Source organism: Alcaligenes phenolicus (assembly GCF_032063905.1).
Classification (GTDB): domain Bacteria; phylum Pseudomonadota; class Gammaproteobacteria; order Burkholderiales; family Burkholderiaceae_B; genus Alcaligenes; species Alcaligenes phenolicus.
Genome location: NZ_DAMBOE010000005.1, coordinates 24247 through 35279, shown reverse-complemented (window position 1 = coordinate 35279; position 11033 = coordinate 24247). Strand labels below are relative to the sequence as shown.

The following is an 11033-nucleotide window of genomic DNA, read 5'->3' as shown; positions in this document are numbered from 1 at the left end:
CTTTTCTGATCGGTTTCGTATGGCGACTTCGACTGGTAAATCCACACAGGCAAGCAAGGCGGAAACGCTGGTAGACACCATTTACCGGGACACCCGCAAGCGTTTGAACGCGGGCGACTGGCACCCCGGCGACCGCCTGCTGGATTACGAATTGGCCGAGCGCTTTGGTTGCACCCGCATGCCCGTGCGCCAGGCCCTGCTGCGACTGGTCAACGAAGGTTTATTGAACAGCACCACACGGGGATTTCAGGTACCCGTGCTGACCGACGCCATGGTGCGCGACATCTTTGAATTGCGCCGCATTCTGGAACCGGCTGCCGCCGCACTGGCCGTCAACATCGCTGACCGCGATCAGCTCCATGCCGGTCTTAGCAAAGCCATTGATCTGGCCAAAGTAGCCATGGTGCACAAAGACGCCGCCCTGATGTTCAGCGCCAACGCCAGCTTTCGTCGGGCCTGGCTGCAATGCGTACACAACGAGCGCCTGCTGGACGCCATCGCCATGTCCGCCGACCACGCCAACCAGGTGCGTTTTGCCAATACCAGCGATACCGATAACTACCAGGCCACGGTAGAGGCGCTGGAAAAGCTGGGCAAAGCCCTGACCAGCGGGGACCCGGAATATGCGCGTACCGAGATGGTGGAGTTCCTGAAGCTGGCGGAGGCTTCGTATTTCTTGCGTAGGCAGCAGATGGATTTGCCTGCGACTTAAACTCCTGGAACAACTGCTACCTAATCCTGCGCGTCAGGATTCACCTCGTAACGTAGCCACCCCGCAATCACAGAACTACCACTGTTCCTGTCCTTGGGATGAGTGCGGCCTTCATTCACAGGCACCTCCACAAAATCAAAGGGACTCATCCCTTCAATACAGGCGACATTAACGCCATACTGCTCAGGATTGGAGCGGCGCTGATGAAAGGTGTAAATTCCGCAGCGCGAACAGAAGTAATGCTTGGCCTGACCAGTATTGAACTGATACAGCGTCAAGGCATCCTGGCCTTGCTCAACCTCAATATCAGCCAAGTTAGCCGAGACGGCCACCGCGCCACGCATACGACAGTAAGAACAATTACAGCGCCGAGCGGACCGCAAGCCATCGCTAAGCCGCAAATTAAAACGAACCGTGCCGCAATGACAGGCGGCTTGATAAATAGGGCGGGAGTCGGGGACAGAATCAATCATGGAGCGGGACTTTGAATAGGTGGTTCTGTAATCAATAGCGTTATGCTAAATCACACTACCCCTCATGGCGACAAAGAGCCTTTCCTGCATGATTTCGAACATAAGTTCGGACTACTCCGTTGCCTCTTTCAGCCTGCCCGGCCTACCATCAAGACGCTTCTGTTTTCGCTTTATTACTGACCAAGAGCCCGAACCATGCCCACCCTACGTCCCGCCCAACTTGCTGACATTGGCACGATTGGAGATATGTACGCCGAGCTATTTGCTCACATGCATCATTTGCAGCCGCACTACTACCTGCAAGCACGGCAGGACGAAGGCTTTATCCGGTCCATGATCGAGTCGGACCAGGCAGCCTTGTTTGTGGCCGAGAAGGACGATCAGGCGCTGGGTTTCATTATTGTTCAGCAGCAAAAGACCCCGCCGTACAACTGCATCACGCCGCATGACTTTGCCTATGTGATTGATCTTGTCGTGACAGAATCGGCACGAGGCATGGGACTGGGCAAGCTGCTGATGCAGACCGCCCAGGAGTGGGCACACGTGCGTGGACTGGACTACATCGAGCTGGGGGTCTTGAGCAATAATCGGGGCGCTATCGCTCTGTATGAGCAGCTGGGCTATGAACACAACACCAGCATCATGCGCAAGGCGCTTGAATAAGGCAGGACACCGCGCCACCAGCCACTTTGACAATTGATTCAGGTACAAAAAAGCGCTCAAACAGAATGTGTTTGAGCGCTTTTTTTGTCTGGTTTCCCAATGTCAGGACATCAAAGCCTTGGGCTTGCTATACCTTTGACTTATCAAATCCAGAACCAAGGGCCAGGAGTTCAGCCTTCTTCTACAAACTGCTGCACCTCGGCAGGCGTTAAGTAGCGCGACTCGCCTGGCTCCAGGCTGTCGTCCAGGGACAGAGAGCCAATGCGCTCGCGATGCAAGGTCTGAACCAGATTCCCCAGGGAAGCAAACATACGCTTCACCTGATGGTATTTCCCTTCCTGGATGGTTAGCCTTGCGGTACGTTCATCAATGCGTTCCAGCACGGCTGGCAGCGTCGGCTTATCCTCGCCATTCAACAAGATACCGGCCTTGAACAGTTCTTCTGCATTATCAGGCAAAGGCTCTGCCAAGGTCGCCACGTAGACCTTATCGCATTGATGGCGGGGCGAAATAATACGATGCGTCCACTGGCCATCATCCGTAATCAAAATCAGGCCGGTAGTATCCACATCCAATCGACCGACGGTGTGCAAGCGCTCGCGCTTTTCTACATCGATCAGCATCATCACAGACGGGTAAGCACTATTTTTTAGGCTGCACTCGTAACCAGCAGGCTTGTTGAGCATGATGTAACGCAGGCCAATCAGGGCAAGCGGCTCATCATCCCAGCACACTACATCACCCTCTTGTACAACGTGAGTGCCTTTGGTCACTACCTCGCCATTGACGGTGATTTCTCCGCTTTTAAGCACTTTACGCGCGTCTGAGCGACTCAGATCCGTGCTCTCACCAAGAAACTTGTCCAGTCGCATTTCATTTCCAAACAAAGAATTATTGAATAATTTACAGCGTCTTTACGATCGACCAAAAGGCCTCGCAAGGCCGACGCCAAGTGCCACCATCAGATCCCCACGCCCCTTCTTTTAGTTCGTTCTGAAGCAGGGTGTATCACTGCAAGTAGACCACATCAGCTTGATTCCGCACCTTTCCATTCCTGGCGCGTGACGCCATTGCCACCAACCCACCTGGCAATTGATCAGTCAGTGTCTACTGACAAAAATTAATTGAGCCTGCCCAAAGACGCTGAATCTTTAAGACTCAGAGCTCATCCGTCATCACCAAAAAAATGAGCCCCAGCAAGAACGCCGGAGCCCATTTTTCTTATCCGCATCACTGCGAGGTTTTTCACAAATTTCTGAGATCAGTTTTCATCAAACCGAACAGCTTTCAGGAACTGTGAACACCGACAGCCTTAAATATCCAGGTTCCCCGCCTGCAAGGCATGGGATTCGATAAAGGCACGACGTGGCTCAACGTGATCACCCATCAGCGTGGTGAAGATCTGATCCGCATCGATGGCATCAGCGATCTGCACACGCAGCAAACGACGTACGGTGGGGTCCATGGTGGTTTCCCACAGCTGGCTGGGGTTCATCTCACCCAGACCTTTGTAGCGCTGCTTGCTAAGCCCGCGTTCGGCTTCGGTCAACAGCCATTGCATGACTTCACGGAAATCATCCACGGCGGTTTCACGACGCTTCTCGCCTTCACCACGAGCCACCATGGCGCCATCACCGATCAGACCGGCAAAGGTCTCGCCAGCGCGGGCCAGAGTTTGGTGATCGCCACCACGCACGAAGTTGCGGTCAAACACCGTGACACGGATGTTGCCATGGTGCAGACGCTGCACCACCACACGCCAGGATTCGCTCCCTTCATCAAAGGCAGCAAAGACTTTAACGACGGTGGGGGCAGCTTCGTCGAACAGCGCCTTCTCCAAATCCTGAGCAGTTTGTTCGGCTGCTTCCTGCGTGTCCAAGTTCAACTTCACGCCTTCAGCCAACGCTGACAGGGCATCACCGTCCATATGACGCGACAGACGCTCAATCACGGCCTTGGCCTTCACGTAGCGATGGGCGTAGTCGGACAGGGCTTCGCCTGTGATAGGAGCTGCGCCTTCGGATGGTGTCAGCACTGCATCGCGCAGTGCCAGCTTCAACATGAATTCCGCTTCCTCGGCCTCGTCCTTCAGGTACATCTCTTCACGCCCAACCTTCACCTTGAACAAAGGTGGCTGAGCAATATAGACATAGCCACGCTCGATCAGCTCGGGCATCTGACGGTACAGCAGCGTCAGCAGCAGGGTACGAATGTGAGCACCGTCCACGTCCGCGTCAGTCATGATGATGATGCGGTGGTAGCGCAGTTTGTCGATATCAAAGTCCGGGCCGATGCTGGTACCCAGGGCGGTGATCAGGGTCGTGATCTGCTCGCTGGAAATCAGACGGTCGAAACGGGCTTTTTCTACGTTCAGCACCTTGCCGCGCAACGGCAGAATGGCCTGGAATTTACGGTCCCGGCCTTGCTTGGCCGAGCCGCCTGCGGAGTCACCCTCCACAATGTACAGTTCGCACAGGGCGGGATCTTTTTCCTGACAGTCGGCCAACTTGCCGGGCAAGCCAGCGCCTTCCAGCACGCTCTTGCGGCGGGTCATCTCGCGGGCTTTACGAGCCGCTTCACGGGCACGGGCTGCTTCCACGATCTTGCCGCACAAGGCCTTGGCGTCGTTCGGATTTTCCAACAGCCAAGTTTCCAGGGTGCGGGCCACGGCTTCTTCCACGGCGGGACGCACTTCGCTGGACACCAGCTTGTCTTTGGTCTGGCTGCTGAACTTGGGCTCGGGCACCTTCACCGACAGCACGCAGACTAGGCCTTCACGCATGTCGTCACCGGAGGTGTCGACCTTGGCTTTCTTGGCCAGTTCGTTGTCGGCAATGTACTTGTTCAGCACGCGGGTCATGGCCGCACGCAGACCGGTCAGGTGGGAACCACCGTCGCGCTGGGGAATATTGTTAGTGAAACACAGCACGGTTTCGGCGTAGCTGTCGTTCCACTGCATGGCCACTTCAACCGATACTGGCGTACCGCCGGCATTGGACTCGGTTGCCACGCTGAACACGTTAGGGTGCAGCGGGGTCTTGTTGCGGTTGATGAAGTCCACAAAACCTTTGACGCCGCCCAGGAAGGCAAAGTCTTCTTCCTTGCCCTGAATCTCGTCAACCAGGCGAATCTTCACGCCATTGTTCAGGAAGGACAGCTCGCGCAGGCGCTTGGCCAGAATTTCGTGGTGGTATTCGATATTGCTGAAAATTTCCACGTCGGCCAGGTAACGCACGCAGGTACCCGTGCGGCCTTCTGCAGGACCGGTCACCGCCAGGGGCGCAGTGCGCTCGCCACGGCGGAACTCGACCTGGTGTTCGTTGCCATTGCGCCAGATGGTCAGCAACAGCCATTCGGACAGGGCGTTCACACAAGACACACCCACACCGTGCAAACCGCCAGATACCTTGTAGGAGTTCTGGTCGAATTTACCGCCGGCGTGCAGTTCGGTCATGACGATTTCAGCGGCGCTGCGCTGGTGTTCGTCGTCCTTGTGGATATCGGTTGGAATACCGCGGCCGTTATCGCACACCGAAATGCTGTTGTCGGAGTGGATGGTGACGACGATATCGTCGCAATGACCGGCCAAGGCCTCATCAATCGCGTTATCCACCACCTCGAAAACCATGTGGTGCAGGCCGGTGCCATCGGAGGTGTCCCCGATGTACATGCCTGGACGCTTGCGCACGGCCTCCAGGCCTTTGAGCATTTTGATGGAATCAGCGCCGTAATCGGCTGGCTGGGTGGTCGTGGTTTGATCGGTCATAGCATAAAACCTTGTAATAGCCTGTCTGCTTCAAGCGGGTATGGCCCGGCGGGCCATACCGGTCAAACATGCTGCATTAAATGCGCATCGGCATGACCACGTACTTGAAGTCTTCTTGCTCGGGCAGCGTCATCAACACAGAGGCGTTGGCATCGGGCTGCACAGACCAGCGGACGGTTTCGTCCTTGATGCTGGCCAACACATCGAGCAGGTAGCTGACGTTAAAACCAACGTCCAGACTTTCGTGTTCATAATCAATATCCAGCTCTTCAACGGCTTCTTCCTGCTCGGCATTGGAAGCAGAAATCTTCAGCTGGTTTTGCGACAGTTGCAGTCGCACGCCACGCAGTTTGTCGGTGGTCAGAATGGCAGCACGTTGCAAACTGCCTTGCAGCACTTCACGGCTGACATCGAAGTGGCGGGTGTAGTTGGAAGGAATCACACGAGCAAAGTCGGGGAATTTGCCTTCAACCAGTTTGGAGACCAGCTCCACATCGCCAAAGCGGAAACGAATCTGACGGCTGGACACGTCAATATTGACCAGATCGTCGGTATCGCCCAGCAAACGCTGCATTTCCAGCACAGTCTTGCGCGGCACGATGATGTCGTGACGCTCCTGCACCCCGTCAATTGCGGTGGCATTATGAGCCAGACGGTGACCGTCCGTGGTAACCGTACGTACCAGGCCGGGTTCAAACACCAGCAACATACCGTTCAGGTAGTAGCGAATGTCTTGCTGCGCCATGGCAAAGTGCACCGTGTTGAACAGGTGCTTCAAGGTGCGCTGGGGCATGCTCAAGGACACGTCCCACTGCTCTGGCATGTTCAGCACTGGAAAATCAGCGGCTTCCAGAGTCTGCAACTGAAAGCGGCTCTTGCCGGACTGGATGGTCAGCTTGCCGCTGTCCAGGCCCAGGCGCACATCGCCAAAGTCGGGCAGGGCTTTCAGAATGTCCAGCAGCTTGCGGGCCGCCACCGTGGTGGCCGCATTGTCCTCACCCACGCCAAAGTCGGCATTGGTGGTGATCTGCACTTCCAGGTCGGTTGCCAGGAAAGAGACATCAGAGCCGTTTTTACGCAGCAGGATGTTGGCCAGAATCGGCAAAGTATGGCGGCGCTCCACAATGCCAACTACTGTGGATAAGGGCTTTAGCAATGCGTCGCGGGTAGCTTGAACGAGTTGCATGGTCATCCTTTGAGAGTTTGTTCCAGTACGTGTAATGCGTGATTCAGTTCGGCTTGCTTGGTGCGTGCATCCGAGATTTTGCGCACCGCGTGCAGCACCGTAGTGTGGTCCCTACCACCGAAAAGATCGCCAATTTCCGGCAAACTCTTTTGGGTCAGTTCCTTGGCCAGATACATGGCCACCTGGCGCGGCATGGCGATATTGGCGGGGCGGCGCTTGGAGTACATATCCGCGACCTTGATTTTATAAAAATCGGCCACGGTTTTCTGAATATTTTCCACTGTGATCTGCCCATTGGAGACCGACAGCAAATCCTTCAGTGCATCCTTGCACACTTCCACCGTCAAGACATCGCGGCCATGGAAACGCGCGTAGGCCGAAACCTTGCGCAGCGCCCCTTCCAGCTCGCGCACGTTGCTGCGCAGATGCTTGGCAATGAAGAAGGCCACTTCTTCGGGCATGGCAATGCCTTCGGCCTGAGCCTTGCGCAACAAGATCGCCACGCGCATTTCCAGCTCGGGCGGCTCGATGGCCACGGTCAGGCCGGAGTCAAAGCGCGAAATCAGGCGGCTATCAATATTGGCCAGCTCTTTGGGATAGGTATCCGAGGTGATGATGATCTGCTTGCGCTGAGCCACCATCGCTTCAAAGGCGTAGAAAAACTCTTCCTGCGTACGGTTCTTGCCGGCGAAAAACTGAATATCGTCAATCAGCAGCAAGTCCAGCGAATGGTAGTAGCGCTTGAACTCGTCAAACGCCTTGCGCTGATACGCCTTGACCACGTCCGACACGTATTGGTCAGCATGGACGTAACGTACCCGCACACCATTGCCATTGGCGACCAGCGCATTGCCGATCGCGTGAATCAGGTGGGTCTTGCCCAAACCCACACCGCCATACAGAAAGAGTGGGTTATAGGAGACACCGGGGTTCTCGGCCACCTGCAAGGCCGCTGCGCGTGCCAGCTGGTTGGCTTTACCCGTCACGAAGTTGTCGAAAGTCAGTTCGGCGTTCAGGCGCGAACGATCCTGTACCGCATCCACCACCGCCGTCATGGCCGGGTTGGCAACGGGCGGGGCCAGGTTTTCACCGGCGGGGCTGCCTGCAGGCGCAGGAGCGGCACGATCGGCCAGGGCGCGACGCGGCGCCGCGCTGGCCGAAGGCAGCTCGAACTGAACCGTAACGGGACATTCGTAGAAATCCGAAGCCAGTTCCTCGATACGAGTGGCGAAATTCTTGCGGACCCAATCCAGTTTGAAACGATTAGGAGCAGAAACGCGCAACACCCCGGCTTCGCTGTCGAAGTCCAGGGGAACCAGTGGACGTATCCACGCACTTATTTGTTGGGGGGGAAGCTCCTGCTCCAATTTCTGAACGCAGGACTGCCAGAATTCATTCATCGGTCATCACTTCTGTAAACCTCGATTCTACCCTGAGCTGTGCCAAGTTATCCACAGGCTAACAAATTTAGTTGCGTAATATCGGGCTAAATAATTGACACAACAGAAAGAATTTGCTGAAATGACGGGCTTAACACGATTTTCTGTTGCCAGATCCCAAGCGTTTGCGCTGTCGGGGTGGAGATTTTCTGCGATTTCTGGCGGCTCATTTTTTTGGATACACCATGAAACGCACCTACCAACCCTCTGTTACCCGTCGCAAGCGTACCCACGGTTTTCGCGTTCGCATGAAAACTCGCGGTGGCCGCGCTGTTTTGAACGCACGTCGCGCTAAAGGTCGCAAACGTCTGGCTGTATAAGCCATGTCGGGATGCGGGGCCCAGGGTGATGGATCTATTATCTAAAGCCCGACTCCCACGATACGCATCATGCGTGCCTCCTTTCCAGCTACGGCTCGCTTACATAGCCCCACCGAATACGCACAGTCTCTTAAAGGGCAACGCGTAGGTCGCGGGGCTTTGTTCGTGGTCACTCGCTCTCGTGGCGAAGATCCACACCAGACCGAAGGCGCCCGTCTGGGACTGATCGTCCCCAAGCGCTTTGCCAACCGCGCCGTCACCCGCAACACCATCAAGCGTATCTTGCGCGAAACCTTCCGCCACAAACGTGAAGGCTTGCCCAATGCCGCCTATGTCTTTAGGCTGCACAGCAAGGTACCCCAGGTGTCGCTGACTGCCCTGAAGCAACTGGTTCGCACCGAGGCCGACACCTTGTTCTCCAAGGTACGGCCATGATGCGCAAACTGGCTTCGGCACCGATCCGCTTTTACCAGTTTTTTCTGAGTCCCTGGATCGGTAGAAACTGCCGCTTTACTCCCAGCTGCTCCAACTATGCCTTGCAGGCCATTGAAATTCATGGCCCGCTCAAAGGGCTATGGCTTGGTGGTGTACGCATCTGCCGCTGCAATCCCTGGTGCAAGGGAGGGCATGATCCTGTGCCCGCTCGCACGCCCGAAGACCGCAACACTTTCTAAAATCGTCCTGGTCTGCGCCTTGTTTTTCAAGGCAACCCCCTGTTTGCTGACCAGCTACGTTAAACTGCTAAGCTTTTGCTCAGCTTTATAAATGTGATACAGGCGCTATGGATATCCGACGCACCATCCTATGGATGATCTTCTCCTTTGCACTGCTGCTGCTGTGGAACAACTGGCAGGAATATAACGGCAAACCATCGCTGTTCGCTTCCACCCCAGCCACCACACAAGCGCCAGCAGCCTCCGACGAACCTGCCGCAAACGGTGGTGTTCCCGCTGCTCAAGAGCCGACTGCGTCTGCTGCCTTGCCCTCGAGCAACAGCGCGGTGTCTGCCACAGCGCAAACTATCGACATCACAACAGACGTCTACAAGCTGGGCTTTAGCACCGAAGGTGCCCAGCTGATCAAGGCCGAGCTGTTGAAGTACGGTTCGCCCGAGAACCCCGAGCAGCCCATGGTGCTGCTGGATAACTCGCCTGCCTCCACCTACCTGGCCCAGTCCGGTATTGTGGGTGCCTCTGGCCAGAACCTGCCCAACCACCTGACCCCGTTCACCCTGGTCTCGAGCCAGCGCAACATGACGGGCGATACGCTGGATGTGGTGTTTGAGGCCACCTCGGACGACGTGAAAGTCACCAAGACCTACACGCTGCACAAGGGCCGTTACGACATCCAGGTTCGTCACGACATCCAGAACAATACCGGCGCCGCGATTGACCCGCGCCTGTACCTGCAACTGACTCGCGACGGCAACAACCCACCCGACTCTTCCCGCCTGTACAGCACCTTTACCGGTCCTGTGGTTTACTCCAGCGGCGACAAGTTCCAGAAAATCACCTTCTCGGACATCGACAAGAACAAGGCCACCTACGCGCGCAGCGTGGATAACGGCTGGATCGGCATGGTGCAGCATTACTTTGCAACCGCCTGGGTTCCTGCCCAGGATCTGCAACGCACCAACGAAATCCTGAAACTGGGCAACAATCTGTACGCCGTGCGCACGCTGGAATCGGTCGGTTCGATTGCTGCTGGCCAGAGCAAGGCTGTGGACGCATCCCTGTGGGTAGGCCCGCAAGACCAGAAAGCCATGTCGCAACTGGCTACCGGTCTGGACCTGGTTGTGGACTACGGCTGGCTGACCATCATCTCCAAGCCGCTGTTCAAGCTGCTGACCTGGCTGCATTCCCTGCTGGGTAACTGGGGCTGGGCCATTGTGGCGCTGACTGTGCTGATCAAGCTGGTGTTCTTCCCGCTGTCGGCCGCCAGCTACCGCTCCATGGCCAAGATGAAGCAATTTGCGCCACGCATGCAAGCCCTGCGCGAGAAGTTCGGTGACGACAAGGCCAAGCTGAACGCTGCCATGATGGAGATGTACCGCACCGAGAAGATCAACCCGCTGGGTGGCTGTTTGCCCATGCTGGTTCAGATCCCTGTGTTCATTGCGCTGTACTGGGTGCTGCTGGGCAGCGTCGAGATGCGCGGTGCACCCTGGATTCTGTGGATTCACGACTTGGCCGCACGCGACCCATGGATGATTCTGCCCGCCATCATGATGGGTACCATGTTCCTGCAGATCAAGCTGAACCCCACTCCGCCTGATCCAATGCAAGCCAAAGTCATGATGCTGATGCCCCTGGTCTTTGGTGGCATGATGTTCTTCTTCCCCGCCGGTCTGGTTCTGTACTGGTGCGTGAACAACATCCTGTCCATCGCCCAGCAGCGCTACATCATGGTGCAAATCGAAAAGAACAGCGCGAAAGCAGCCAACAGCTAATTCGCTCTGACACAAAAAACCCCGC

At 56.1% G+C, this 11033-nt stretch carries 11 protein-coding genes; 6 read left to right on the top strand and 5 right to left on the bottom strand.

What is annotated here, in order from left to right:
- The first annotated feature begins 19 nt into the window (after window positions 1-19).
- Complete coding sequence (locus U2949_RS11600) at window positions 20-712, top strand: GntR family transcriptional regulator (RefSeq protein WP_321287868.1); 693 nt, start codon at window positions 20-22, stop codon at window positions 710-712.
- Window positions 713-732: 20 nt separating this feature from the next.
- Here the strand turns inward: U2949_RS11600 and U2949_RS11595 are convergent, their stop codons facing one another.
- The gene (locus tag U2949_RS11595) at window positions 733-1185 is read right to left on the bottom strand and encodes a GFA family protein (protein ID WP_283737865.1); all 453 of its coding nucleotides are present in this window, start codon (window positions 1183-1185) and stop codon (window positions 733-735) included.
- 195 nt (window positions 1186-1380) lie between these two features.
- Here U2949_RS11595 and U2949_RS11590 point away from each other — a divergent pair, with 195 nt between their 5' ends.
- Window positions 1381-1848, top strand: coding sequence for a GNAT family N-acetyltransferase (locus tag U2949_RS11590; protein WP_321287864.1), 468 nt, complete (start codon window positions 1381-1383; stop codon window positions 1846-1848).
- A 170-nt stretch (window positions 1849-2018) separates the two neighbouring features.
- Here the strand turns inward: U2949_RS11590 and U2949_RS11585 are convergent, their stop codons facing one another.
- The 4 genes from U2949_RS11585 to dnaA all read right to left on the bottom strand — a co-directional run bounded on the left by U2949_RS11585 (window position 2019) and on the right by dnaA (window position 8200).
- On the bottom strand, window positions 2019-2720 hold the full coding sequence (locus U2949_RS11585; RefSeq protein WP_009461443.1) for a pseudouridine synthase: 702 nt from the start codon (window positions 2718-2720) through the stop codon (window positions 2019-2021).
- 440 nt (window positions 2721-3160) lie between these two features.
- Window positions 3161-5614, bottom strand: a complete 2454-nt coding sequence (gene gyrB / locus U2949_RS11580) for a DNA topoisomerase (ATP-hydrolyzing) subunit B (RefSeq protein ID WP_321287862.1) — start codon at window positions 5612-5614, stop codon at window positions 3161-3163.
- 76 nt (window positions 5615-5690) lie between these two features.
- A complete protein-coding gene (gene dnaN, locus U2949_RS11575) occupies window positions 5691-6800 on the bottom strand; it encodes a DNA polymerase III subunit beta (protein WP_026483982.1) in 1110 nt (369 codons plus the stop codon).
- 2 nt (window positions 6801-6802) lie between these two features.
- Window positions 6803-8200, bottom strand: coding sequence for a chromosomal replication initiator protein DnaA (gene dnaA, locus U2949_RS11570; RefSeq protein ID WP_009461437.1), 1398 nt, complete (start codon window positions 8198-8200; stop codon window positions 6803-6805).
- 224 nt (window positions 8201-8424) lie between these two features.
- Between dnaA and rpmH the strand changes: the two genes are divergently transcribed.
- The 4 genes from rpmH to yidC all read left to right on the top strand — a co-directional run bounded on the left by rpmH (window position 8425) and on the right by yidC (window position 11008).
- Window positions 8425-8559 carry a 50S ribosomal protein L34 gene (gene rpmH, locus U2949_RS11565; protein ID WP_003800771.1) on the top strand — a complete coding sequence of 45 codons (135 nt, stop codon included), beginning with the start codon at window positions 8425-8427 and terminating at the stop codon, window positions 8557-8559.
- 69 nt (window positions 8560-8628) lie between these two features.
- Window positions 8629-8994, top strand: coding sequence for a ribonuclease P protein component (rnpA, locus tag U2949_RS11560; RefSeq protein ID WP_009461433.1), 366 nt, complete (start codon window positions 8629-8631; stop codon window positions 8992-8994).
- Complete coding sequence (gene yidD / locus U2949_RS11555; RefSeq protein ID WP_021447161.1) at window positions 8991-9233, top strand: membrane protein insertion efficiency factor YidD; 243 nt, start codon at window positions 8991-8993, stop codon at window positions 9231-9233. The genes rnpA and yidD overlap by 4 nt, the downstream gene beginning before the upstream one ends.
- A 107-nt stretch (window positions 9234-9340) precedes the next feature.
- The gene (yidC, locus tag U2949_RS11550) at window positions 9341-11008 is read left to right on the top strand and encodes a membrane protein insertase YidC (protein WP_026483984.1); all 1668 of its coding nucleotides are present in this window, start codon (window positions 9341-9343) and stop codon (window positions 11006-11008) included.
- Window positions 11009-11033 lie beyond the last annotated feature (25 nt).

What these genes read in the sequence shown, in the direction of transcription:
- U2949_RS11600 (WP_321287868.1), top strand. Translation starts at nt 20, where the DNA reads ATGGCGACTTCGACTGGTAAATCCACACAGGCAAGCAAGGCGGAAACG.
- U2949_RS11595 (WP_283737865.1), bottom strand. Translation starts at nt 1,185, where the DNA reads ATGATTGATTCTGTCCCCGACTCCCGCCCTATTTATCAAGCCGCCTGT.
- U2949_RS11590 (WP_321287864.1), top strand. Translation starts at nt 1,381, where the DNA reads ATGCCCACCCTACGTCCCGCCCAACTTGCTGACATTGGCACGATTGGA.
- U2949_RS11585 (WP_009461443.1), bottom strand. Translation starts at nt 2,720, where the DNA reads ATGCGACTGGACAAGTTTCTTGGTGAGAGCACGGATCTGAGTCGCTCA.
- gyrB (WP_321287862.1), bottom strand. Translation starts at nt 5,614, where the DNA reads ATGACCGATCAAACCACGACCACCCAGCCAGCCGATTACGGCGCTGAT.
- dnaN (WP_026483982.1), bottom strand. Translation starts at nt 6,800, where the DNA reads ATGCAACTCGTTCAAGCTACCCGCGACGCATTGCTAAAGCCCTTATCC.
- dnaA (WP_009461437.1), bottom strand. Translation starts at nt 8,200, where the DNA reads ATGAATGAATTCTGGCAGTCCTGCGTTCAGAAATTGGAGCAGGAGCTT.
- rpmH (WP_003800771.1), top strand. Translation starts at nt 8,425, where the DNA reads ATGAAACGCACCTACCAACCCTCTGTTACCCGTCGCAAGCGTACCCAC.
- rnpA (WP_009461433.1), top strand. Translation starts at nt 8,629, where the DNA reads ATGCGTGCCTCCTTTCCAGCTACGGCTCGCTTACATAGCCCCACCGAA.
- yidD (WP_021447161.1), top strand. Translation starts at nt 8,991, where the DNA reads ATGATGCGCAAACTGGCTTCGGCACCGATCCGCTTTTACCAGTTTTTT.
- yidC (WP_026483984.1), top strand. Translation starts at nt 9,341, where the DNA reads ATGGATATCCGACGCACCATCCTATGGATGATCTTCTCCTTTGCACTG.